The organism is Curvibacter lanceolatus ATCC 14669, assembly GCF_000381265.1.
Taxonomy (GTDB): domain Bacteria; phylum Pseudomonadota; class Gammaproteobacteria; order Burkholderiales; family Burkholderiaceae_C; genus Curvibacter; species Curvibacter lanceolatus.
Map to the genome: position 1 here is coordinate 262365 of NZ_KB906258.1, position 24417 is coordinate 286781.

21 protein-coding genes are annotated in these 24417 nt (G+C 67.4%); 4 read left to right on the top strand and 17 right to left on the bottom strand.

Features of this window, described 5'->3' with window-relative positions; translation table 11 throughout:
* Positions 1–8: 8 nt before the first annotated feature.
* From selA to fdnG, 5 genes are all read right to left on the bottom strand, one after another.
* Entirely contained in the window at positions 9–1460 is a 1452-nt protein-coding gene (gene selA / locus F624_RS0113405; RefSeq protein WP_019574824.1) for an L-seryl-tRNA(Sec) selenium transferase, read from the bottom strand.
* A 20-nt stretch (positions 1461–1480) separates the two neighbouring features.
* Positions 1481–2443 carry a formate dehydrogenase accessory protein FdhE gene (gene fdhE, locus F624_RS0113410; RefSeq protein ID WP_019574825.1) on the bottom strand — a complete coding sequence of 321 codons (963 nt, stop codon included), beginning with the start codon at positions 2441–2443 and terminating at the stop codon, positions 1481–1483.
* A 93-nt stretch (positions 2444–2536) separates the two neighbouring features.
* Entirely contained in the window at positions 2537–3163 is a 627-nt protein-coding gene (locus F624_RS0113415) for a formate dehydrogenase subunit gamma (RefSeq protein ID WP_019574826.1), read from the bottom strand.
* Positions 3160–4098, bottom strand: a complete 939-nt coding sequence (gene fdxH / locus F624_RS0113420) for a formate dehydrogenase subunit beta (protein WP_019574827.1) — start codon at positions 4096–4098, stop codon at positions 3160–3162. The genes F624_RS0113415 and fdxH overlap by 4 nt, the downstream gene beginning before the upstream one ends.
* Positions 4099–4108: 10 nt before the next feature.
* Positions 4109–7177, bottom strand: a complete 3069-nt coding sequence (fdnG, locus tag F624_RS0113425) for a formate dehydrogenase-N subunit alpha (protein WP_157443459.1) — start codon at positions 7175–7177, stop codon at positions 4109–4111.
* A 276-nt stretch (positions 7178–7453) separates the two neighbouring features.
* Here fdnG and F624_RS0113435 point away from each other — a divergent pair, with 276 nt between their 5' ends.
* The 3 genes from F624_RS0113435 (at position 7454) to F624_RS0113445 (ending at position 10839) form a co-directional block, all read left to right on the top strand.
* Complete coding sequence (locus F624_RS0113435) at positions 7454–8026, top strand: TetR/AcrR family transcriptional regulator (protein ID WP_019574830.1); 573 nt, start codon at positions 7454–7456, stop codon at positions 8024–8026.
* Positions 8027–8099: 73 nt separating this feature from the next.
* Entirely contained in the window at positions 8100–8573 is a 474-nt protein-coding gene (locus F624_RS0113440; RefSeq protein ID WP_019574831.1) for a (2Fe-2S)-binding protein, read from the top strand.
* A 19-nt stretch (positions 8574–8592) separates the two neighbouring features.
* Entirely contained in the window at positions 8593–10839 is a 2247-nt protein-coding gene (locus F624_RS0113445) for a xanthine dehydrogenase family protein molybdopterin-binding subunit (RefSeq protein WP_019574832.1), read from the top strand.
* Between the two features lie 25 nt (positions 10840–10864).
* Here F624_RS0113445 and F624_RS0113450 read toward each other — a convergent pair whose 3' ends face one another.
* From F624_RS0113450 to F624_RS0113485, 8 genes are all read right to left on the bottom strand, one after another.
* Entirely contained in the window at positions 10865–12565 is a 1701-nt protein-coding gene (locus tag F624_RS0113450; RefSeq protein WP_019574833.1) for a diguanylate cyclase domain-containing protein, read from the bottom strand.
* Between the two features lie 73 nt (positions 12566–12638).
* Positions 12639–13589 (bottom strand): ribose-phosphate pyrophosphokinase, encoded by a 951-nt coding sequence (locus F624_RS0113455; protein ID WP_019574834.1) that lies wholly within the window; start codon positions 13587–13589, stop codon positions 12639–12641.
* A gap of 28 nt (positions 13590–13617) precedes the next feature.
* Positions 13618–15213, bottom strand: a complete 1596-nt coding sequence (locus F624_RS0113460; RefSeq protein ID WP_019574835.1) for a thymidine phosphorylase family protein — start codon at positions 15211–15213, stop codon at positions 13618–13620.
* Positions 15214–15339: 126 nt separating this feature from the next.
* Positions 15340–15885, bottom strand: coding sequence for an outer membrane lipoprotein YfiB (yfiB, locus tag F624_RS0113465; RefSeq protein ID WP_084679508.1), 546 nt, complete (start codon positions 15883–15885; stop codon positions 15340–15342).
* A gap of 37 nt (positions 15886–15922) precedes the next feature.
* Positions 15923–17242, bottom strand: coding sequence for a diguanylate cyclase DgcN/YfiN (gene dgcN, locus F624_RS0113470; protein ID WP_084679509.1), 1320 nt, complete (start codon positions 17240–17242; stop codon positions 15923–15925).
* The gene (gene yfiR, locus F624_RS0113475; RefSeq protein WP_031254949.1) at positions 17239–17835 is read right to left on the bottom strand and encodes a regulatory sequestration protein YfiR; all 597 of its coding nucleotides are present in this window, start codon (positions 17833–17835) and stop codon (positions 17239–17241) included. The genes dgcN and yfiR overlap by 4 nt, the downstream gene beginning before the upstream one ends.
* A gap of 160 nt (positions 17836–17995) precedes the next feature.
* A complete protein-coding gene (gene fahA / locus F624_RS0113480) occupies positions 17996–19312 on the bottom strand; it encodes a fumarylacetoacetase (RefSeq protein WP_019574839.1) in 1317 nt (438 codons plus the stop codon).
* A 51-nt stretch (positions 19313–19363) separates the two neighbouring features.
* Positions 19364–19903 (bottom strand): VOC family protein, encoded by a 540-nt coding sequence (locus F624_RS0113485; protein WP_019574840.1) that lies wholly within the window; start codon positions 19901–19903, stop codon positions 19364–19366.
* Between the two features lie 149 nt (positions 19904–20052).
* On the opposite strand from F624_RS0113485, the gene F624_RS0113490 reads away from it, so the two are divergent.
* On the top strand, positions 20053–20958 hold the full coding sequence (locus tag F624_RS0113490) for a LysR family transcriptional regulator (RefSeq protein WP_019574841.1): 906 nt from the start codon (positions 20053–20055) through the stop codon (positions 20956–20958).
* A gap of 35 nt (positions 20959–20993) precedes the next feature.
* Here F624_RS0113490 and F624_RS0113495 read toward each other — a convergent pair whose 3' ends face one another.
* The 4 genes from F624_RS0113495 to F624_RS0113510 form a co-directional block, all read right to left on the bottom strand.
* Positions 20994–22034, bottom strand: a complete 1041-nt coding sequence (locus F624_RS0113495) for a PDDEXK nuclease domain-containing protein (protein ID WP_019574842.1) — start codon at positions 22032–22034, stop codon at positions 20994–20996.
* Complete coding sequence (locus F624_RS34875; protein ID WP_019574843.1) at positions 22031–22168, bottom strand: hypothetical protein; 138 nt, start codon at positions 22166–22168, stop codon at positions 22031–22033. The genes F624_RS0113495 and F624_RS34875 overlap by 4 nt, the downstream gene beginning before the upstream one ends.
* A gap of 327 nt (positions 22169–22495) precedes the next feature.
* Positions 22496–22693: a hypothetical protein gene (locus F624_RS0113505; RefSeq protein ID WP_031254950.1), complete on the bottom strand. Its 198-nt coding sequence runs from the start codon at positions 22691–22693 to the stop codon at positions 22496–22498.
* 17 nt (positions 22694–22710) lie between these two features.
* Positions 22711–24402 carry an FAD-dependent monooxygenase gene (locus F624_RS0113510; RefSeq protein WP_019574845.1) on the bottom strand — a complete coding sequence of 564 codons (1692 nt, stop codon included), beginning with the start codon at positions 24400–24402 and terminating at the stop codon, positions 22711–22713.
* Positions 24403–24417 lie beyond the last annotated feature (15 nt).

A 24417-nucleotide genomic window follows, 5' to 3' on the forward strand; every position in this document is an offset into this window, starting at 1 on the left:
TCTGGCGATCAGGGCTGGGCCAGGGCGGCCGCGAGCTGGGGCAGTTGGGCTTCGAAGATGGCCTGGTCGGCCGCCTCCAGGCAGCGCAGGTCCAGCCACAGGGCGTCGTCCTGGGTGCGGCCGATCACGGGCCGCGGCAGCTGGCGCAGCGCGGCTTCCAGCTGCTGCAGCTGGCGGCCGGCCTGGCGCGCCTGCACCGGGGCCAGGCGCAGGCCCTGGCTGGGCAGCAGGTCCACCGGCAAGGCGCCGCTGCCGATCTGGCTGCTCATGGCGGCCACCTCCACGCTCCAACGTGGGCCCACGGCGGCCTGCACCAGAGGCTGCAGCGCCAGGGCCTGGGCCTGCATGTCGGCCACCGGGCGGGTGAACAGGCGCAGCGTGGTCAGGCGCTGGGCCAGCAGGTCGGGCGACAGGTACAGGCGCAGCACTGGCTCCAGTGCGGCCAGGGTGAGCTTGCCCACGCGCAGGGCGCGCTTGAGCGGGCTTTTCTTGATCTGGGCGATCAGGTCCTTGCGGCCCACGATCAGCCCGGCCTGCGGGCCACCCAGCAGCTTGTCACCGCTGAAGGTGACCAGGTCAGCCCCGGCCGCAATGGTTTCGCGCACCGTCACCTCATGGGGCAGGCCCCAGGGTCGCAGGTCGACCAGGGTGCCGCTGCCCAGGTCCACCACCAGGGGGCGCTGGCGGGCGTGGGCAATGGCGGCCACCTCGGCCTCGGGCACGCTCTTGGTGAAGCCGGTCACCTCGTAGTTGCTGCAATGCACCTTCATCAGCAACGCGGTCTGCTCGCCCACGGCGTTCTCGTAGTCGCGCGCGTGGGTGCGGTTGGTGGTGCCCACCTCGACCAGGCGGGCCCCGGCGCGGGCCATGATGTCAGGGATGCGGAAGGCACCGCCGATCTCGACCAGCTCGCCGCGCGAGACGATCACCTCGCGGCCGGCGGCCAGCGCGCTCAGCGTGAGCAGCACGGCGGCGGCGTTGTTGTTGACCACGGTGGCGGCCTCGGCGCCGGTCAGCTCGCACAGCAGGTCTTCGACCAGGTCGTCGCGGTCACCGCGGCCCCCGGTGGCCAGGTCGTATTCGAGGTTGGCCGGGGTGGTCAGGGCCTGCACCACCGCCTCCACGGCCTCTTGCGGCAGCAGGGCCCGGCCCAGGTTGGTGTGCAGCACGGTGCCGGTGAGGTTGAACACCGATCTCAGGCGCGGCGCAAAGCGCCGGGCCAGGTGCTTTTGCACGCCCTGCACCAGGGCCGCCTCGTCGGGCAAGGCCGCATCACCCGCCTGCTCGCGCCAGGCCTGGCGCGCCCGGGCCAGCACCTGGCGGATGGCCTCGGTGAGGGCCTCCTTGCCGTAAGGGCTCAGCAGCGGTTGCAGCTCGGGGTGCTGCAGCAGCCGGTCCACCGAGGGCAGGCTGGCCAGGGTGGGGGCGGACAGGGAACGGGAGGCCTCGGGCTGGGTCATGAAGTGGAAGGTGAGAAAACTCAGGACAGGTCGGGCGGCAGGGCGGCGTCGTCGCCCTCTTGCGGCTCGGCCACGGCCACGAACAACAGGGGGTTGGGGCTGGCGCGCTGGAAGCGGGTCTCGCCCATCAGCAGGTCCAGGGTCAGGCTGGCCAGGTCGTCGGCCAGGGGTTCGGCCTGGGGGTCTTTCTCCTGGTTGACCAGCTTGCGGTAGGTGCCGCATTCGCTGCAGGTTTCGGCCGTGACCACGCCCTTGTCGTTTTCGATGCCCTGGTAGGCCACGCCCTTGGTGGATTCGCAATGCGAGCACTTCACGCGCACCATGTGCCATTCGGTGGCGCAGGTGCCGCAGTGCAGGTAGCGGTGGCCGGCCGCCTGGCCCCCGATGCGCAGCACGCTGGCCACCGGCGCGCTGGCGCACACGGGGCAGACGCTGGCGGTGTCGGTGTAGGGCACATCGGCCTCGGTGAGCTGGCTGGCGAGACGGGTGAAGCTGACCTGCAGGGCCGCCATGATGAAGGGCGAGATGCCCACATCACGGGCCGAGCCCTCGCCTTGCAGCAGCTTGCGAGCGATGTCGTCGCGCTCGGCGTGGCTCAGCTCGCGCAGGGCGCCCAGCAGCGGTTGCAGGGCTTCGGGCAGGCCGTCTTCACGGGCCAGGGTGGCGATCAGGCTGTCGAGCACGTCGTGCCAGGCCGGGTCGAGGTGGTCCTGCGCGGGCATCAGGGGCATGCCGTGCTGCTGGGCGCGGGCCTTGACCTCGTCGGCCAGGGTGGGCACCGGCACGCTGGCCACGGCCTGGTGCTGGGCGTCCATGATCTTGGCCACGAACAGCAGGTAGTCGGCAATCGGGTTGCCCTCGGCCAGTTGGCGCAGGCGGGCGGCGCGCTCGGCAAACAGCGAGCTGGCGGCAGGCGGCAGCACCCGGGGGAAGCGGGTGTGGTCCAGGGCTTCGATGTCACCGGGTTGAAGAATGCGTTGCATGGAGAAGTGTCCCAAAAAAGCAGCCGCCGGCGCGCCAACAGCAGGCGCCCGGCGGCAGTGAGCCCGATCAGGGGCGTTGAACAGGCAGGAAGATCAGCTGTTGTCGCCCGTCATCTTGCGGTACCAGCCGCGGTGGTGCTGCTTGGCCCAGGCCCGGGTCACGGTGCCGTAGAGCATGGCCCGGATGGTACCGCGGGTCCAGATGGCGGCGTAGATGTGCATCAGGATCAGCCCGATCATCCACACACCGGCGGCGGCGTGCAGAAGCGAGCTGATGCGCACCACGTCGGCGGGCAGCTTCCACCAGGCACGCCACATGGGCAGGCCCGACAGGAACAACACCACCATGCCCCCGACCAGGCCCCAGAACAGCAGCTTCTGGCCGCCGTTGTACTTGCCTTGCTCGGGCATGTCGTGGTCGTTGCCGTCCACCATCTTGCGGACGTTCTTCAGCCACTCGACATCGCGCGGCTCGACCACGTTCAGGCGCCAGAAGCGCAGGCCCATGATCACGAAGAAGGCCATCATCACCACCCCGATGTAGGGGTGGAGGATGCGGGTCCAGGGCCCACCGCCGAACAGCTGGGTCAGCGGGAAGAAGGCCGGGTGGAAGAAGGCCAGGCCCGACAGGGCCAGCAGGATGAAGCAGATGCCCACCACCCAGTGGTTGGCACGCTCAGAGGCGTTGTAGCGCTGCAGGTCACGAGGGTTGCGTCTCATGGTGCGGTCTCCTGGTTGGCTTGAGCCTGGGCCTCGCGGTCCTTGGCTTCCATTTCATCTTCCAGCTCCTTGGACACGTCGTTCGGGCCCTTGGTGATGTAGTGAAACAGGCTGCCCACCGCGGCGGCGCCCAGGGCGGCCATGGCCAGCGGCTTGGCCACGCCCTTCCACAGGCCCACGAAGGGGCTGATCTTGGGCGAATCGGGCAGGCCGTGGTACAGCGAAGGCTTGTCGGCGTGGTGCAGCACGTACATCACGTGGGTGCCACCCACCCCGGCCGGGTCGTACAGGCCGGCCTGGTCGAAGCCACGCTCCTTGAGGTCAAGAATGCGCTCCTCGGCCTGGTCTTTCATGGCCTCTTTGGTGCCGAACATGATGGCGCCGGTGGGGCAGGTCTTGACGCAGGCCGGCTCCATGCCCACCGCCACGCGGTCCGAGCACAGGGTGCACTTGTAGGCCTTGTTGTCCTTCTTGGAGATGCGCGGCACGTCGAACGGGCAGCCCGTCACGCAGTAGCCGCAGCCGATGCAGTTTTCCTCCTGGAAGTCGACGATGCCGTTGGCGTACTGGACGATGGCACCGGGCGAGGGGCAGGCCTTGAGGCAGCCTGGGTCTTCGCAGTGCATGCAGCCGTCCTTGCGGATCAGCCACTCCAGGTTGCCGCTGGCCTCGTTCTCGTACTCGGAGAAACGCATCACGGTCCAGGACTGGGCGCTCAGGTCGGTCGGGTTGTCATACACCCCGGCCGCCGCCGTGCCCACTTCGTCGCGCAGGTCGTTCCACTCCATGCAGGCCGTCTGGCAGGCCTTGCAGCCGATGCACTTGGAGACATCGATCAGCTTGGCCACCTCGCCCGCATGCGCAGAGCGCGCACTGGGCGAGGGCGTGGTGGTGGCGGAGCGGCGCTTGATATCGAGAGATTGCAGAGATGACATCAGGGGCTCCTCAAACCTTCTCGACCTTGACCAGGAAGGTCTTGAACTCAGGCGTGTTGCTGTTGCCGTCGCCCACGAAAGGCGTCAGCGTGTTGGCCAGGAAGCCCGGCTTGGTCACACCCTTGAAGCCCCAGTGGATGGGGATGCCCACGTGCTGCACGGTCTTGCCCTCGATCTGCATCGGCTTGATGCGCTTGGTCACCAGGGCCACGGCCTTGATGTAGCCGCGCTTGGAGCTGACCTTGACCATCTCGCCAGTCTTCACCCCCACCGACTCGGCCAGGCTTTCGCTGATCTCGACGAACTGCTCGGGTTGCGTGATCGCGTTGAGCAGCGAGTGCTTGGTCCAGTAGTGGAAGTGCTCGGTGAGGCGGTAGGTGGTGCCCACGTGCGGGAACTCTGAGGCCTTGCCGAAGGTGTCCCAGATGCCGGGCAACACGCGCGCGGCGGGGCTGCTGGTGGCCTTGGGGTTCTTCGGGTGCATGGGGTTGTAGCCCAGCGGCGTGTCGAAGGGTTCGTAATGGGTCGGGAAAGGCCCTTCGTTCATGCCCTTGCGTGCAAAGAAGCGCGCCACGCCTTCGGGGTTCATGATGAAGGGACCGGTACCGGTGTCCGGGCCCAGCGTGGCGCCGATGTCGGGCACGTCGGCCCCCGTCCAGGCACTGCCGTTCCAGCCGATCAGCTTGCGGTGCGGGTTGAAGGGCTTGCCCGCCACATCGCAGGAGGCGCGGTTGTACAGCACCCGGCGGTTGGCCGGCCAGGCCCAGGCCCAGTTCAGCGTGTTGCCGATGCCGGTCGGGTCGGAGTTGTCGCGCCGCGCCATCTGGTTGCCGGCGCTGGTCCAGCAGCCGGTCCAGATCCAGCAACCGCTTTGCGTGCTGCCGTCGTCGCGCAGTTCACCAAAGCCGCTGAGCTGCTCGCCGGCCTTGCGGAGCACCTTGGTCGGGTCCTTGGGGTCGTTCAGCTGGACCAGGGCCCGGCCGTTGAACTCCTTGGCCACCTCTTCAGGCCGCGGCTCCTCGGGGTCGGCATAGGGCCACCACAGGTTGGCAATGGGGTCGGGGAACTTGCCGCCCTCGGCCTTGTACAAGGCCTTCAGGCGCAGGTGCAGCTGCGACATGATGTAGATGTCGGTCTTGGCCTCGCCCGGCGGCTCGGCCGCCTTCCAGTGCCATTGCAGCACGCGCGACGAGCTGACCACCGAGCCCTCTTCTTCGGCAAAGCAGGTGGTGGGCAGGCGGAACACCTCGGTCTGGATCGAGGCCGTGTCCACATCGTTGTACTCGCCGTGGTTCTTCCAGAAATCGGCGGTCTCGGTGGCCAGCGGGTCCATCACCACCAGGAACTTCAGCTTGGACAGGCCGTTGCGAACGCGGTCCTTGTTGGACAGCGCCGCCAGCGGGTTGAAGCCCTGGGCGATGTAGCCGTTGACCTTGCCCTGGTTCATCAGCTCGAAGATCTGCAGCATGTCGTACTGCTTGTCGAGCTTGGGCAGGTAGTCGTAGGCCCAGTTGTTCTCGGCCGTGGCGGCCGGCCCCCACCAGGACTTCATGAGGCTGACGTGGAACTTGGGGTAGTTCTGCCAGTAGCTCATCTGCCCGGGGCGCAGCGGCATCTGGGTGCGGGCCGCGATGTACTTGCCGTAGTCCTGCTCGGCCTGGCCGGGCATGGTCAGGTAACCAGAAAGGCTGGCCGACAGGATGCCCAGGTCGGTCAGGCCCTGGATGTTGGAGTGACCGCGCAAAGCGTTCATGCCGCCACCGGCAATGCCGATGTTGCCCAACAGCAGCTGCACCATGGCGCCGGTGCGCAGGATCTGCGCGCCGGTGGAGTGCTGGGTCCAGCCCAGGGCGTACAGGATGGTGGCCGCACGGCCGGCCTGCGCCGTCGAGGCCAGCTTCTCGCACACGTGCAGGAACTTGGCCTTGGGCGTGCCGCAGATGCTCTCCACCTTCTCGGGGGTGTACTCGGCGTAATGCTTCTTCAGCCACTGGTACACGCAGCGCGGGTGCTGCAGCGTCGGGTCGGTCACCACATAGCCGTCGTGGCCGATTTCGTAGTCCCAGCTGGCCTTGTCGTACGTGCGCTTTTCGGGGTTGTAGCCCGAGAAGATGCCGTCGTCGAAGGCGAAGTCTTCGCGCACGACAAAGCTGAAGTCGGTGTAGTTCTTGACGTACTCGTGGTGGATCTTGTCGTTGGTGAGCAGGTAGTTGATCACCGCGCCCAGGAACACCAGGTCGCTGCCCGAACGGATCGGGGCATAGAAGTCGGCAATCGATGCCGAGCGATTGAAGCGCGGGTCGACCACCATCAAGTGCGCCTTGTTGTGCGCCTTGGCCTCGGTCACCCATTTGAAGCCGCAGGGGTGGGCTTCAGCGGCATTGCCGCCCATGATCAAAATAACGTCCGCGTTCTTGATGTCGACCCAATGGTTCGTCATCGCTCCACGGCCAAACGTCGGGGCAAGACCTGCCACCGTCGGGCCGTGTCAGACACGTGCTTGGTTGTCGAGTGCAAGAAGGCCCCAACTGCGGGCCACTTTGTGCGTGATGTAACCGGCTTCGTTGCTGGCGGCCGAGGCGGCCAGCATGCCGGTGGTGAGCCAGCGGTTCACCGTCAGCCCGTCGTCGGTCTTCTCGACGAAGTTGGCGTCACGGTCTTCCTTGAGCCGCTTGGCGATGCGGGTCAGCGCGTCGTCCCAGGACAGACGCTTCCACTCGTTGGAGCCCGGGGCCCGGTACTCGGGGTACTTGAGGCGGTTCGGGCTGTGCACGAAATCGAGCAGGCTGGCGCCCTTGGGGCACAGCGTGCCGCGGTTCACCGGGTGGTCCGGATCGCCTTCGACGTGGATCACCGACAGCTTGGCGTTCTTGGCGCCATCGCCCAGCGAATGCATGAGGATGCCGCAACCCACCGAGCAGTAGGTGCAGGTTTGACGGGTGACGGTGGTGGCCGCCAATTTGTATTGACGGACTTCCGCCAAGGCTGTGCTGGGTGAGAAACCCATCAGGGCCAGGCTGGAGCCCGCCAGAGTCGAACCAGTCACTTTCATGAACTGGCGTCTGGAGAGTTGCACCATGGGGGTACCTTCTTGTTTGGAGCAGGCCGAAATTCTAGGTTGAAGCCGCGACCCACAGTTGCAAATTAACGCGAAACGCGAGAGATTTCCATGGGTATTTCACGCATATCAAGCAATTTGCGGCGGTTATTTACCCGTTATCTCTCGAAAGAGTTTTGATAATCTGGTGAAATTGACACATTCAAAAAACTTATCAACCATCCAGCCCCGCATGGATTCCGCTTGAATATCCCCGGCCTTGAAAGATGAATTTATATTCGTCTATGATGCGCCGACATGAAACCCAAGGACGAAGAAAAGCTGCGCGCCATCGCCGAGGCCACCTTCACCCTGGTCGAGCAGACCGGGCTGAGCGGCTTGACCATGGCCGCCATCGCCCGTGAGGCCGGCCTGGCCACGGGCACGCTCTACGTCTACTTCAAATCCAAGGAAGAGTTGATGGTGGGCCTGTACGAGCAGGCCAAACGCCAGACGGCGGCCAGCCTGATGCAGGGCGATGACCCGGCCGCCCCCTTCCGCCAGCGCTTTCGCCACATGTGGGACAACTGGCTGGAACACCGGCTGGCCCATTCGGCCCAGGTGGTGTTTCTGGAGCAGTACTACAACTCGCCCTGGTTCAGCGAGGCCAGCCGGCAGCTGTCGGCCCAGTTGATCAAGGGCTGGGTCGAGCTGATCGACAACGCCAAGGCCCAGCAGATCCTCAAAGACGTGCCCACGCCGCTGCTGATCAGCAGCTTTGCCGGCTCGGTGCGCGAAACCGCCCAGTTGCTGCGCAGCGGCACCTTGAGCCACACCCCCGAACAGCTCAACATGGCCTTCGGGCTGTGCTGGGACGGCATCAAGGCCTGACCTGACAGCACCAACACAGCGCCCGCATCCGCCTTTTAACCGAATATATATTCACCCAAAGAGGACCCACCCCATGAGCACCCTGAACATCAACGGACAGAACCACGAGGTCGATGTCGACCCGTCCACGCCCATTCTCTGGACCTTGCGCGACACCCTGGGCATGACCGGCACCAAGTTCGGCTGTGGCGCGGCCCTGTGCGGCGCCTGCACCGTGCACCTGAACGGCCAGGCGATCCGATCCTGCGTGACGCCGGTGTCGGCCGCCAGCGGGCAGAAGATCACCACCATCGAGGCCGTCACCGGCGGCAGCGACAAGGTGGGCCAGGCCGTGCACCAGGCCTGGGTGAAGCACGACGTGGCCCAGTGCGGCTACTGCCAGAGCGGCCAGATCATGTCGGCCACCGCCTTCCTCAAGACCCTGCCCCGCGGCAAGCTGCCCAGCGAGGCCGAGATCGACTCGGCCATGGCGGGCAACATCTGCCGCTGCGGCACCTATGCGCGCATCCGCGCCGCCATCACCGACGCCGCCAAGGCCCTGGCCTGACCCCCAGAAGGAGCACCCCATGAATTTCGATCAAGCCACCTTCGAACTGCCGCGCCACCTGCAGGCCCTGATGCAACGCGAACAGGCCGGCAGCACCCCGGCCACCACGGGCCTGCCCCGGCGCAGCTTTCTGAAACTCGGCGCCCTGAGCGGCTTTGCGCTGGGCGCCTTCCCGCTGGGGACGCTGGCCCAGGACGCGGCCAAGCCCGCCGGCCTGAAGCCCACGCAGCAGCCCTCGGCCTTCCTGCACATCGCGGCCGACGGCAGCACCACCATCACCATCAACCGCCTGGACTTCGGCCAGGGTGTTCAGACCTCGCTGCCCATGATCCTGGCCGAAGAGCTGGACGCCGACTGGTCCCGGGTGAACAGCGTGCATGGCAGCAACGACCCGGCCTATGTCGACCCGCTGTTCGGCATGCACATCACGGGCGGCTCGGGCTCGATCGCGCACTCCTACACCCAGTACCGCGAGCTGGGCGCCCGCGCCCGTGCCATGCTGGTCCAGGCCGCCGCGGCCCGCTGGAAGCTTGACCCGGCCAGCCTGCGCACCCACAAGGGCCAGGTGATCGGGCCGGCTGGCCAGCAACTGGGCTACGGCGAACTGGCCGAGGCCGCCATGGCCCTGCCGGTGCCCGCCAGCGTGACGCTGAAAGACCCGAAAGACTTCCAGCTGATCGGCCAGCCCACGGGCCGCCTGGATGCGGCCGCCAAATCAAGCGGCCACCAGGACTACGGCATCGACGTGCGCCTGCCCGGCCTGCTGACCGCCGTGGTGGCCCACCCGCCCGTGTTCGGCGCCAGGCTGCAGTCGGTGGACGACGGCGCCGCGCGCGCCATCAAGGGCGTGAAGGCCGTGCTGCGCATCCCGGCCGATCGGGGCGGCGAAGCCGTGGCCGTGCTGGCCGACGGCTACTGGGCCGCCAAGCAGGGCCGCGACGCCCTCAAGCTGGCTTGGGACAGCAGCGCGGTCGAGAAGGTGGACAGCGCGCGCCAGCTGGCGCAGTACCGCGCCCTGGCCACGCAGCCCGGCCCGCGCCGCTTCGACGCCGATGTGTCGGGCCTGGACAAGGCCCCGCACCAGATCAGCGCCGAGTACGTCTTCCCCTACCTGGCCCACGCGCCCATGGAGCCGCTGAACTGCACCGTGCGCGTCGAGGCGGGCAAGGCCGAGCTGTGGGTGGGCACGCAGATGCCGGGCCTGGACGGCCTGGCCGCCGCCACCGTGCTGGGCCTGCCGCCGCAGAACGTGCAGGTGCACGTGCAGATGGCGGGGGGCGGCTTCGGCCGCCGCGCCATCCCCAGCAGCGACTATGTGGTGGAGGCCGCCCAGGTGGCCAAGGCCGCCCTGGCCGCGGGCATCAGCGCCCCGGTGCGCCTGCTGTGGAGCCGCGAGGACGACATCAAGGGCGGCTACTACCGCCCCATGCACCTGCACACGGCCCGCATCGGCTTTGACGGCCAGGGCCGCATCCAGGCCTGGGACCACGTGATCGTGGGCCAGTCGATCCTGGCTGGTTCGCCCTTCGAGCCCATGATGGTCAAGAACGGCATCGACGGCACCGCGGTGGAAGGCATGAAAGAGCCCTACGAGATCCCGATGCGCCTGACCGTGCAACACCCCAAGGTGAATGTGCCGGTGCTGTGGTGGCGCAGCGTGGGCTCGACCCACACCGCCTTCGTGATGGAGACGCTGATCGACGAGATCGCCCGCACCACCCGGCAAGACCCGGTGGCCTACCGCATGAAGCTGATCGGCGAGCAGCACCCGCGCCACAAGGCGGCGCTGCAGCTGGCGGTCGACCAATCCGGCTACGGCAAGAAGAAGCTGGCCCCCGGCCGCGCCTGGGGCGTGGCGGTGCACGAGTCGTTCAACTCGGTGGTGGCCTATGTGGTCGAGGCCTCGCTGAAGAAGGGCGTGCCCACGCTGCACAAGGTGACGGCCGGCGTGCACTGCAACCGGGTGATCAACCCGCGCAGCCTGGAAGCCCAGGTGCAGGGCGGCGCGCTGATGGGCCTGTCGATGTGCCTGCCCGGCGCCGCCATCACCTTGAAGGACGGCCAGGTTGAGCAGAGCAACTTCGGCGACTACGCCGTGCCGCGCATCACGGCCATGCCGCAGATCGCCGTGCACACCGTGCTCAGCGACGATGCACCGACCGGCATGGGCGAACCGGGCCTGCCCCCGCTGGCCCCGGCCTTTGCCAACGCGGTGGCCCGCCTCAGCGGCAAGCCCGTGCGCGAGCTGCCTTTCAAGCAGGGTTGAGCACGCCCCCCGACCTGCCGGCCCTTCAGCCGGTTGGCCGGGCCCGCTGTTTCTTACGGGCGTACATCGCCAGATCGGCCTGGCGCAACAGGGCTTCGGCCTGATCACCGTCGTCCGGGCACAGCGCCACGCCGATCGAGGCCCCCACGTGCAAGCGCAGGGACTCCACCGTGATCGGCTGGCTCAGCGCCTGGTGCACGCGCTGAACCAATTGGCGCGCCTGCTCGCGGCTTTGCACACCGCGTTGCAGCACGGCAAATTCATCGCCCCCCAGGCGGGCCACGAAGTCGGCCTCGCGGGCAATCGAGCTCAAGGCGCGTGCAACACCCACCAGCACCAAGTCACCCACGGCGTGACCATACTGGTCGTTGATGGGCTTGAACCCGTCAAGATCCAGGTAAAGAACCGCACAGCCGTTGCCGGTGCGCCGGGCCAGCGAGACTTCGGCCTCCAGGCACTCCATGAACATGGCGCGATTGATGAGGCCGGTGAGCGCATCATGGTGCGCCGCAAAGCGGATGCGCTCCTCGTCCAGCTTGCGCTGGGTGATGTCGGTGACAGTGCGCAGCAAGCCACCGTCTTCAATCGGGATGTTGCGCACCTCGATCATCCGGCCGTTGCCGCGCCGGCGCTCGTAGCGCGGCAAATGAGGCGAACGCCCCCCCGCATGCACATACTGCTGCACCACATCCGGGGCCCCCTCAAACTCATGATGGGCACGCTGGTAATCCAGCACATCGGACAGGTTGAGGCGCTGCCCCAGCCATTGCCTGGGCAGATCGAGCAGATCCAGGAAATTCAGGTTGCTCAGCTCGAGCGTGCCATCGGCACCGATCAGGGCAATGCCCTGATCCAGGTTCTCGACCGTGGCCTCCAGCAGCACAGATTTGTGGCGCAACTGCTGTTCGCGTTCACGCGCCAGGCGTTCAGCCGCTTCCAGCCGCTGTTGTTGACGTTTGATTTCGGAGATATCGACGTGGGCGTAGAAAGCCTCGCCGCCGCCGGTAGGCCGGGCAATCACGCGGCAAAAGCGGTTGCCTGGCAACGGCAGCTCAAACGGTGCCCCGGAAAACCGCAGATGGTCCTTCAGCACCTGCAAGCCTGCGGCATACAGTTCGTGATCGGCCGTGCCGGCCGCCAACTCCTGCTGCCAGGCCGCCTCGAACACCTGCTCGAAGCCGCTGCCCACAGCCGACTGCCGATCACGCAAGCCGTACATCAGGACAAAGGATTCATTGACCCACTCGATGCGGCCACCATCCAGGCCACACACCATCAAGGCGTCAGGCACCTTGTCCAGCAGCACACCGCCGCCCACAGGCAAGGCAGCGGGCGATCCACTCGGCAAGGTGGCCTGGGGGGCCAGAGACGATTCGCTGCGCCACAGGCGCATGCGACCCACCCCGGGCACCGGCAGCGAAGACACCCGCAGTCGCCGCCCCAGATGCTCGAACTCGTAAGGCTGGCTTTGGTGCTGGTGGCGCGCAATGCCGGCCTCGATGTAGCGGTCGATGCCGCTGAGCTCCTGCGGGCTCAGGCGCCCGCTGTAGAAGCGCCGCAGGTTGACGCTGTAGTGCTCGCCCTCGTGCAACTGCCCCTCGTGCTCCGGAAAGAATCGGAAGAAGCAGCGGTTCCAGGCCAGCGCCCGGTCCTGGTCGTCGAAGACGCACATGGCGATCTCCAGACCATCGAGAATTTCGCCAAAGGTTTTGAGTTGCTGCAGCATCGGGCTCCCGGGCCGAAGGGCCCCAGGCCAGTCCGCCTGGGATGTGGAAACATGATAAGCGCCAGGCCTACGCTCAAGCCTCCGAAGTGACCCTCTGTCCGCCATCGCCGGGCACGAGGTCCAGGCGTTGGTAAAGGGCCGCCAGGGCCTCGGCCACGGCCCCGACCACCGACACCGCGTTGCTGGGGTGGGCGATGCAATCGGTGCTCCAGACCTGGCCCACGCCGGCCGCCTGCAGGCGCTGCAGCGCGTCGCCGGCGAACAGCGCGTGGGTGACGGCCACATCCACCGAACGGGCGCCGGCCGCCAGCAGCAAACGGGTGGCCTCGATCAAGGTCTGCCCTGAGCTGGCCACATCGTCCATCAGCACCACGGCGCGCCCGGCCACGGACAACTCGGGCAGCGCAATCTCGACATGGCGGTCGCCATGGCGCAGCTTGCGGCACACCGCATGCGGCCAGCCATGGGCCTGGGCCGCGCTGCTCACCCATTGCAGCGACTCTTCATCGGGCCCCAGCAGCAGCACATCCTGGCGCTGCGAGGCCACCCAGGCGCCCAGCAGGGGCGCACCACTGAGCACGATGGCGTCGGCCAGGGGCACGGCCTCGTGCAGGGTGGCCACCCGGTGCAGGTGCGGGTCGACCGTGATCAGGGCATCGAACAGACCGGCCAGAAAGCGGCCTACGATGCGCTGGCTGACGGCCTCGCCCGGGTGAAAGGCGATGTCCTGGCGCATGTAGGCCAGGTAAGGCGCCACCAGGCTGAGGTGCCGGGCTCCGAGCTGGCGCGCGGTCTCGGCCAGCAGCAGCAACTCAACCAGTTTTTCGTTGGGCTGGTGCAGCGAACGCCACACCACCACCCGCGGCGGCAGGGCGGGCGGCAGACGCAGGCGCCACTCGCCATCGGGAAAACGGTGGCGCTCCACCACCGCCAGGCGCAGGCCGGTGGCCTCGGCGGCACGGCGGGCCACGGCCAGCTCGTCGTCAAAGCACAGCAGCGCACCGGGTTCTTGAGCAGGGGTCATGGGCCATCCTTCCAAAACTTCATCGTCATCAGGATTCGACAAACACATGGGGCACCGCCCCCACCGCGCCGATCTGCACGCCCTGACTGCGTTGGCAGGCCTGGCGGGCAAACTCGAGGTCGGCGCCAAAGCCCGCGTGCACGCGGTACAGCACATCGCCCGGGGCCACGGGCTCGCCCAGCTTGCGCAGCAGATCCACCCCGGCGCCCTGCACATGGGGGGCGCCGGCCAGGCGGGCGATGCGGGCAATCTGCAGGTTGTCGATGCTGGTGACCACGCCGGCCTCGGTGGCCCGGGCCTCGAAGCTCAGCGCGCCCAGCGGCGGGTTCTGGTAGTCGAAGCCGCAGGCGCCCTGGGCCTCGATGATGGCGTTCATCTGGGTCAGGGCTCGGCCGGACTCGAGGATGTCACGCGCGATCGCGTAGCCCTCGCCGCCGCGCACATCGGGGTGGCATTCGATCAGCCGGCCGGCCAGGCGCAGCGACTTCTGGCGCAGGTCCTGCGGGGCCTCGGGGTCGTTCTGCAGCACCTGCATCACATCACGCGCCTCCAGCACCGGGCCGATGCCGCGGCCGATGGGCTGGCGCCCGTCGGTGATGACCACGTCCAGCGACAGGCGCATGCGGCTGGCCACGTACTCGAACAGGCGGCGCAGGCGCTGCGCCTCGGGCATGGAGCGCACCTTGGCGGTGGGGCCGATGGGGATGTCCAGCACCAGGTGGGTGGCGCCAGCCGCGATCTTCTTGGACAGGATGGAGGCCACCATCTGCCCCGGCGAATCGATGGACAGCGGGCGTTCGACCGAGATCAGCACATCGTCGGCCGGCGACAGGTCGGCCGTGCCGCCCCAAGCCAGGCAGCCGTGGTGCTGGCGCACGATGTCGGTCAGGCGGTCAAAGGGCAGCTCGACGCGGGCCAGCACCTCCATGGTGTCTGCCGTGCCCGCAGGCGAGGTGATGGCGCGCGACGAGGTCTTGGGAAACACCAGCCCATAGGCCGCCACGATGGGCACCACCAGCATCGAGGTGCGGTTGCCCGGGATGCCGCCGATGCAGTGCTTGTCCACCACCACGGGCTGGCGCCAGTCCAGGCGGCGCCCGGTCTTGACCATGGCCTCGGTGAGAAAGTAGACCTCTTCGCGGTCCAGCTCGCTGCGGTTGCTGGCCACCACAAAGGCGGTCAGCTCGATCTTGGAATACCGGTGCTGGGCGATGTCGCGGATGATGGCGTCGAAGTCGGCCTGCCCCAGGCGCTCGCCATCGAGCTTGCGGAACAGCGCCGGGATCGACTCGGGCGGCTCGGCCTGCGACACATAGGCGGGGTGACCGTCTTCCACGCCCAACTGGGCAAAGGCATCCTGCGACAGGCCCACCTCGCCGCAGCCCACCAGGCCGGGGTCGTCGACCACATTGAGGGTGGCCAGGATGCGCCGCCCGTTGGTGCGCACCTCGACCTTGGACAGGGCCTGGAAGCCTTCGGCGCGGTAGACATCGCAGTCGCGGTTCAGGTAGGCGACGTTTTCGCGGTAGGTGTCGATGGCCAGGCGCCGCAGCTTCAGGCTGGGCCCGGCGGGACCTGCGGTCGTTGCCGTGGGCGTGGTCGGTGCGGGCGCAGATTCGCTCATGCAGAGTCTCCTTGAAAGGCCAGGGCCTCCTGCCTGGCGCCAAGCGATTGTCCACCCTGAACAAGGTCGAGCCCCTCTGGCTTGGCACCGACGCGACGCGACTCTCGCTTCTTCGGCTGATCCATGTCAGAGAGAGCTCACGATGATGGTGACGCGGCGGTTCTGCTGGCGCCCGGCCTCGCTGCGGTTGTCCTCGATCGGGCGGCTGAAGCCGAAGCCCTGGTGCCGCACCTGGGCCGGCTCGAAGCCGCGCTCGACAAACGCCTGGGCCACCACCTGGGCACGCCGCTCGGACAGGCGCTGGTTGTAGGTGGCCGAGCCCTGGTTGTCGGTGTGCCCCTCGATGGCCAGCCCGGTGATGCCCAGGCCGCGCAACGTGCGGGCCAGGCGCTCGATCGCGGCCTGGGCCTCGGCCGACAAGGAGGCATCGTCCACCGGGAACACCACCCGGCCGGCCAGGTCCAGCTCCCAACCCTGCTCGGTGGGCCGGAAGCCCAGCCCACGCAGGGCCGCCTCGCGGGCATCGGGCGCAACAACGGCCTGGGGTGGGGATGGCGCTTGCGGCGGGCTGGCGCAGCCGCCCAGCAGGCTCGACAGGCTCAACAAAGTGATGACCTGCGGCAGGCAACCAAGGGGTCTGGCTTGACGGTGGATTCGGTTATCAGAGGTCATGGATGTCTCCGGGCAGATCAGGCAGGGGGCATCGGCCTCACGGTGACGCGGGCTCAGATTGAAGTGTCGTCAGGGGCTGCAGTCCATGGGAACGAACCTTGTCGCGGTACATCGCGGCATCGGCGGCGCGCACCAGTTCGTCCACGCTGGTGCCCTGGGCCGGGAACAAGGCGGTGCCGATGCTCACGCTCAAAGGCAGGGTCTGGCCACTGTCCAGCCGCAGCGGCTGGGCCAGCGCGGCGCGCAGGCGGTCCACGCAAAGGCGCACCTCCGTCTCGTCGCCCACCGGGAACAGCACCGCCAGGAACTCGTCGCCGCCATGGCGGGCCACGAAGTCGGACTCGCGCAGGGCCGACTGCAGGCGCTGCGCCAGCTCGATCAGCAGCGCGTCGCCCACCGCATGGCCCAGGGTGTCGTTGACCTGCTTGAAGCGGTCCACATCGATGAACAGCACCGCCGCCTGCCCGCCCTGGCGCTGGCACCGCTCGAACACGGAAGCCAGGTGCTCGAACAGGTGGCTGCGGTTGGGCAGCCCGGTGAGCGCATCGTGCAGGCTGGCGTGGCGCAGCGACTCGTTGCTGCGGCGCAGGTCGTTGTGGCGCGCGGCCACGCGACGCTGCTGCCGCTGCAGCTCGACCAGCAGGGCATTGAAGTCGTCAGCCAGGGCATTGAGCTCTTGCACCGGGGTGGCCTGCGCGCGGCGATCGAAGGACCGGCTGGTGCGCACGGCGCGGGTCAGCTCCAGCATGGCGCCCAGGGGCTGAACGATCAGTTCCGTGAGGCGGCGCGACACCGCCAGCACCACCAGCGCCGTCACCGCCACACAGCCCAGCAAGGCCAGCAGCAGCAGGCCCAGGTCGCCGAGCAGGACGCGGCCATCCGAGCGCAGTTGCACCTCGCCCAAGTCACCCGCTCCAAGCCCACCGCCCAAGACTGGCGCCCTCACCGGCTGTGGCATGAACAGCTCGGCCACGCGCCGCGCCAGACGGTCGAAGGCGCCTTGGCCCGGGCGCTCCACCTGCAACAGGCGCTGCCCGCGCGCGTCCAGCACCGTGACCGAGGCCAGTTGCTCGCGCTCGGCCAGTTGCTCGGCGAGCTCGCGCAGCGCCTCCAGATCGCGGAATCGGATCGCGGGTTCACCCGCAAAGGCCAGGGAATGGGCGGCCATGGCCAGGGCATGCCGGGCGTATTGCTGCAGCGAGTACAGGCTGGCCGCGCTCATGAACAGACCGGCACAGGCCAGGGCCACGCCGGCGCTGCGCCACTGGCCCAGGCGCACCAGGCGGGCGACGCTGCGCACGGGCCGAGCATCGGCCGGCTGCAGCCGATGGCGGGTCGTTGGCGGTGGCTGACTCATGGGCGCCCCCCCGCAGGTCGCACCGTGAGCTGCAGCAGCCGCGCATTGACACGCAGGCCGCTGTAGGCAATGGCATCCAGATTGGCCTTGATCTGCCAGCCCTGAGCCCCCTGCAGCAGGCAGAACTTGCCACCATAGGAGCAGAAATCATCGCCCTGGCCCAGGGTCAGGATGGGGTGGCGGTTCAGGCGCAACAGCAGCGGCTGCAGGCCACGCACGGGCATGGCGCCGAAGTAGATGGCCTGGCAGTCGAGCAGGCTGTCGGCCAGGTCGGCGCGCAGGCTGCGCAGCGCGCTGTGCACCGGAGGCACGGCCTGGGCGCCCTGGGCGTTCAGCTCGCGCGCCAGGGCCACCGCGTCGGCATCGCCGTCGTTCAGGCACAGGCGGTGGCTGGCCAGGGGCTGGGGCCAGCGGGTGTAGTGCAGGATGCCCAGCAGCAGCTCAGGCAGGGCCGGCGGTCGGGTATTCGGAGCGCCCGGGCTGGCCGCCGCCGCATCGGCGCTGCCCTGGGCAGGCGCCAGCGTGGCACAAGCCGACAGGGCCATCGCCAGGGTGGCAGATCGCCAGGTCGGTAAGCGCAAACGGGTCAGCATGGATCGGAACCAGACCCAGGGCGGGGGCCCCGGGCGTCTGCTGCCGATTCTAGGAAGCGCTTTTCAGCAAGCGCCCACCTCCAAGCTCAGGAAACAGGCCGCCTTGCGAACAAGTTCACGCAAGATGGCACCCGTTCGGGCCCATCTGCGCCTTCGGGCCTCAGACCCGGGCCGGCAACACCGTGCCCACGCACTCGCCAAAGCCGATGCGCGCCGCACCGGGCTTCTCGCACCAGCCGCGCAGCACCACGGCGTCGCCATCTTCCAGGTACACGCGCTGCTCGCCATTGGGCAGTTGCACCGGGTTCTTGCCGCCCTGGGTCAACTCGATCAGCGCGCCGGCCTGGTCCAGCGTGGGGCCCGACAGGGTGCCGCTGCCGAACAGGTCGCCGGGCTGCAGGTTGCAGCCGTTGACCGTGTGATGGGTGAGCATCTGGGCCACCGTCCAGTAGGCATGGCGGTAGCTGGTGCGGCAGATCACGGCGGCCGCCTGGGCGGCCTCGCGCAGGCGCGGGGTCTGCAGACCGACCTCGAGCTGGATGTCGAAGGCGCCCTGCTCGCGGTTGGCGGCCGAATCCAGGTAGGGCAGCGGTTGCGGGTCGCCCTCGGGCCGTGTGAAGGCCACCCGGTACGGGGCCAGGGCCTCCAGGGTGACGATCCAGGGCGAGATCGTGGTGGCGAAGTTCTTCGACAGGAAGGGCCCCAGGGGCTGGTACTCCCAGGCCTGGATGTCGCGCGCCGACCAGTCATTGAGCAGGCAGATGCCGAACACATGGTCTTCGGCCTGGCCCATGGGCACGGGCTCACCCAGCGGGTTGCCACTGCCCACGAAGATGCCCAGCTCCAGCTCGATGTCCAGCCGCTTGCAGGGCCCGAACAGGGGTTGGCTGGCGCCCGGCGGCATGGTCTGCCCCTGGGGGCGCGCAAAGCGCTGGCCCGAGACACCGATGCTGGAGGCACGGCCGTGGTAGCCGATGGGCACCCACTTGTAGTTGGGCAACAGCGGGTTGTCCGGGCGGAACTGTTTGCCGATGTTGGTGGCGTGGTGCACCGAGGTGTAGAAGTCGGTGTAGTCGCCGATGCGGGCCGGCACGTCGTACTCGGCCTCGGCCTGGGGCACCAGGGCGGCCTGCAGGGTGGCCTGCTCGGGCGCGCCTTCGCGCAGCGCGCGCGACAAGGCCAGGCGCAGCGCGCTCCAGGCCGGGGCGCCCAGGGCCATCAGGGCGTTGAGCTTGTCTTGCGCGGCGGCCTGCACGGCTTGCGCCGCCAGGCCGGTGAACACGCTGCTGGCCGCCACGGCCGCCAGGTCGAGCACCTGGTCGCCAATGGCCACGCCACCGCGCCAGGCTTCGTTGCGGCCAGCGCGGCGGAAGATGGCGAAGGGCAGGTTCTGGATCGGAAAGTCGGCCCCAGTCGCCTGGGCCGTGGCCACCCAGCTGCGCAGGGCCGGGTCATGGGTTTCGTTGAGAAGCGTCATCGTTCAATCAGAGAGAGCCTGTGAGGGTGTGGGTACGGAAAGTCTGGAAGCTCAGGCCTGGCTCATGCTGCCGTCGTGCATCCAGGCGGCGTGCTTGGGGGCGCGCTTGGTCTGCGACCACTCTTCGATCATGTCCCACTTCACCTCGTCGAGCTTTTTCATCATCTCGGGGGTGCCGGTGTCGGCCGCCAGTTCGAGGCGGTGGCCGTTGGGGTCGAAGAAGTAGATCGACTTGAAGATGGTGTGGTCGGTGGGGCCGATCACCTCGATGCCGGCGGCCTCCAGGCGGGCCTTGGTGGCGATCAGGGTGTCCACCGAATCAACCTTGAGGGCCAGATGCTGCACCCAGGCCGGGGTGTTGCGGTCGCGGTCCATCGGGGGTTGGCTGGGCAGCTCGAAGAAGGCCAGCACATTGCCATTGCCCGCGTCCAGAAAGATGTGCATGTAAGGGTCGGGGGCCTTGGTCGAGGGCACTTCGTTCTCGGCGATGGCGAGCACGAACTTCATGTCCAGGTGTTTTTCGTACCACTGCACGGTTTGCTTGGCATCGATGCAGCGGTAGGCGACGTGGTGAACTTTTTGAACCAGCATGTTGAGGTCTCCGTAAGCGTTGTGTCTGGCGATGATCGTCGGGGAATTTGTCGTCGGGCTCTCGCCATGAGGCCCGGGGCAATGCCATTGGAATGGATCACCAACTATCATGCAAGCCGTTTTATTCGATCAATTTATAGGTTAATCCGATGAATGTGACCTTGCGGCAGTTGCGGGCCTTTCTGGCCGTGGCGCGCACCGGCAGCTTCACCCTGGCGGCCGAGAGCCTGTACATCTCGCAGTCGGCCCTGTCGGGCCTGGTGAAGGAGCTGGAGCAGTCCATGGGCGTGCGCCTGATCGACCGCAGCACACGCCGCGTGCACCTGACCGAGGCCGGTGAACGCCTCAGCCCGATGCTGGAGACCGTGCTGCACGACCTGGACGAGGTGCTGCACCGCGCCGTGGACGACAGCACCAGCCAGAAAGGCGTGGTGCGGGTGGCGGTGTCGCAGTTGCTGGCGTCCACCCTGATGCCCGACCTGATCGCGCGCTTCCAGGCCGAGCACCCGGGCGGCTCGGTGAAGCTGGTGGACGTGCCGGTGGAAGACGTGATGGCCCGGGTGTTCTCGGGCGAGGTGGACATCGGCATCGGCCCCGAACGCGAGCCCAACTCCGACATCACCTCGGCCCACCTGTTTGACGGGCCCTTCATGGCGGTCTACCCGCCCGGGCACCCGCTGGCCGCCCAAGAAAGCCTGCGCTGGACCGATCTCAAGCCCTACCCCGTGATCGGCCTGCAGGGCCAGTTCACCGAGCGCCTGGCCCAGGACCTGCGCGCCGCCGACCCCGACTTCCAGTTTGTGCCGAGCACCGAGGTGGCCTACATGTCCACCGCCTTGTCGATGGTGCAGGCCGGCCTGGGCGTGGCCCTGTGCATCCCCTACGCTGCCCCCCTGGTCACGCTCTACGGCCTGAGCATGATGCCCCTGGGCCAGCCCGAGGTGCGCCGCAGCTTCGAGGTCTTCACCCGCCGCGGTCGCTCACTGTCGCCCCTGGCCCAGGCTTTCCTGGACGACATCGGGCCGAAGATCCGGGGGATGCCGTATCTGGGGTGAGGGAGTCCAGCAGTGACCTCCAAAAACCACTCTGATCAGGCCTCACCGCCTTGCAATTCGCGCTCGATCTGCTCAATGCTGGGTAAATTGGTTCTGAGTGGGTCAGGGAGCGATTCGATCAGCTTGTATTCGGCGATGCCCATCGGTTGGCTTTTATCGCCCAAGGCGTATTCGGCAACCACCTTGTTTTTGCTCTTGCACAGCAACAGGCCAATGGTGGGGTTGTCGAGATCGTGCTTCACCTGCCGATCTATCGCCGTCATGTAAAAGCCCAGTTGCCCAAGGTGCTCCGGCTTGAACTTGCCGCCCTTGAGTTCAATCACGACATAACAGCGCAACTTCAGGTGATAAAACAGCAGATCGATGAAAAACTCGTCGCCGCCGACATCTAGCAAAACCTGCCGCCCGACAAAAGCAAAGCCCGCCCCTAATTCCAGCAGGAATTCGGTGACATGTTGGGTCAGAGCATATTCCACCTCGTGCTCTTGGGCCTCGTCGGTCAAGCCCAGAAAGTCGAAGCGGTAGGGGTCCTTCAGTGATTCGCGCGCCAGATCGGACTGTGGTTTGGGCAGGCTCACTTCGAAGTTGGTCACGGCTGAGCCGCTGCGCTCCAGCAAGCGGGTTTCGATTTGCATCACCAGCACATTTCGAGACCAGCTGTGCTCGATGGCCTTGGCGGCGTACCAGCGACGCGCGGCAGGGTGGGATAGCTTGTCCAGCAGCGCCAATTGGTGATACCAGGGCAATTGTGCAAGCACCGCTTGCACAAATTCGGCCTCGGGCCAGGCTTGGGCAAAGGCGCGCATGTACTTGAGGTTGCGCGGCGAAAACCCTTTCATGTCGGGGAAAGCGCTGTGCAAATCGTGCGCCAGCCGTTCAATCACCTTCGCCCCCCAGCCTTGCTCATGTTGCTTGGTCAGTATGTCGCAGCCGATTTGCCAGTACAGCAAAACCAGTTCGCGATTGACCGCCAGCGTGGCCCGTTGCTGGGCGCTGTGGATTTTGATTTTCAGCTCGCTCAGCCAGTCAACATAGCCCGTGGGCGTGGGCATCAGGGAGGCGGGTTGATCACTCATCCGTTTGCTCCCCTGTTTGCGATCTTGACCAAAATGGCATGCTTGGAATCCCAGCCGTCGACGGCGCCACGCATGTCGTCGGCAACCTGCCAGTTGCGGCACTGCAGTTCGGCGCGTTGTTGGGTGCTTGTCATCGTCAATGTCCCGTTTCGATTCGGTTCAAGCTAAGAGCATGAGGCAACCGATGGCCTGGCCACCGCCTGTTCCAGTGCTGTTGCCAGCGATTGTTACCCCAAAAGTACACCGATCTGGGCGCAACCCATGCATGGACTCACCCACGGGCGCCCCGAGCAATGGATACGCCCCCAGCGGGACGTCACCACGGAGCTGAGCGCGGGCGCGCGCCAAGTCCTGTCGAAAGCACCGATCAGATCAACGAACGTCCAGGCCTTGAATGGGCGCTTTCAAGTGCCGATTTTCCAGATGCCTTCTGGAGAATCCCCCCCCGCCGGCGCCGGGCCTCAAAGATCCTTCAACGCCACCTCAATGTGCTCGCGCACCAGGCTGGCGCTGCCCAGTTGCTGCGCGTTCAGCAAGGCCAGTTTGACCAGGAACAGCTCGGTCTTGTCTGGGCCGGCCTGGTCGATGGCGCTGGCCAGGGCGTCGTAGACGTCCTCCAGGCCGGACAGGGGCAGGGATGGGGTGGTTTCAGCGGTCATGGCAGAGGTCTCGGGGTTCATTGCGGCAGGGCGGTGTTCAGGGCCGCCTGCAGGCGGTGGGCGTCCAGCGTGAGCCAGCGGGCGCACACATGCTGGTCGGGGCGCAGCAGGTAGGCCGCGCCGCTGGCGGGCACACCGTAGCGCTGGCGGAAATGGCCGTCGGCGTCTGGCAGGCTGAGGTCGGCACCGGCCACCGGGCCGGGGGCGCCCACGGCGATCACCTTCAGGGGCACGCCGCGCGCCCGGGCGGCCACGACCACCTGCTGCAGGGCCCCGGGAAGGGCCGGGGCCTCGGTGAAGTACAGCAGGTCAAAGCCGCCGCCCAGGTGATCGAGCAGAAAGTCGTCGGCCGAAAGCCGGATGTTGCGCGGTGGCGCGCCGTGCGCCGGGCCGGCGCTGAACAAGGCGTTGTCGTCGCCCGGGCTGTTGAGCACCGAGCCGCTGTATTCGTGGGGTCGGGAGGTGCGCCAGTGGTAGAGCGGGCGCACAAAGCCCTGGCTCAGCGAGAGCGACAGCACCGCGTCGCGCAGCAACCTGAAGCCGCGGCTGGGCGGGGTCATGAAGCGGGTGCTCTTGCCGGCTTCGTCGATGATCTCGCGCGCAGCGCCCACGCGCTCGGTGCTGTAGTTGGCCAGCAGTTTCTCGCCGGCCAGGCCCTTCACCACGCAGCCCAGTTGCCAGCCCAGGGCCTGGGCGTCCTGGAAGGCGGTGTTGGCGCCGCGCACGCCGAAGATGGGCAGCAGGTGGGCCGCATCGCCGGTGAACAGCACGCGCCCGTGCACGTAGTCGGGCAGGGTCAGGGTGCGGGCCGAGTAGACCGAGCTCCAGTCCATCTCCCAGGGGGTGCCGGCGTGACCGATCATGGCCAGCTGGGCATCGATGCGGGCCTTGAGCGACTCGGGCCGCAGGGCCTGCTCGGGGGTTTCGCCCGGGGGCAGCTGGTAGTCGACGCGCCAGATGCCATGCGGCTCGCGGTGCATCAGGATGGTGTTGCCAGGGTTCCAGTCGGGGTCGAAGAAGGCCAGGCGCTCGGTGGGCAGGGGCAGGTCGATGCGGATGTCGGCGATCACGAAGAAGCCTTCGTAAGACGCACCTTCCATCTTCAGGCCCAGGGCGGTGCGGATCTCGGAGCGCCCGCCATCGGCGGCCACCAGCCAATCGGTGTCCAGGGCGTAAGGGCCTTCGGGCGTGTCGATCTGCAGATGCGCCACGCCCTCTTCCTGGCGGACCTGCACCAGCTTGTTGCCCCAGCGGAAGTCGATCAGGGGCTGCGCCGCGCAGGCCTCGATCAGGTACTCCTCCATGTACTGCTGCTGGATGTTGAGCATGGGAAAGTAGCGGTCATCGCTGTCGTGCGGCGCCTCCATGCGGAACACGCGCTGGCCCCGGTAGTACGAATTGCCAAAGCGCCAGGGCAGGCCCTGCTCGCTCATGCGCTGGGCCACGCCCACCTGCTGCAGGATCTCCATCGAACGGCGTGTGAAGACGATGGCCCGGCTGCCCTGCGACACCTGCAGCTCGCTCTCCAGCACCACGCTGGGCACGCCATGGCGGGCCAACTCGAGCGCCGTCACCATGCCGGCCGGGCCTGAGCCCGCGATCACCACGCGCTGGCGGGCCTGGGGCGGGTGGGCCGAGGGCAGCCAGGGGGCGAACACCTGGTAGGGGTAATAGATCGAGGGCCGGGCTTCGGTGGTGGGCTGGTGCATGGCGATGTCAGTGCT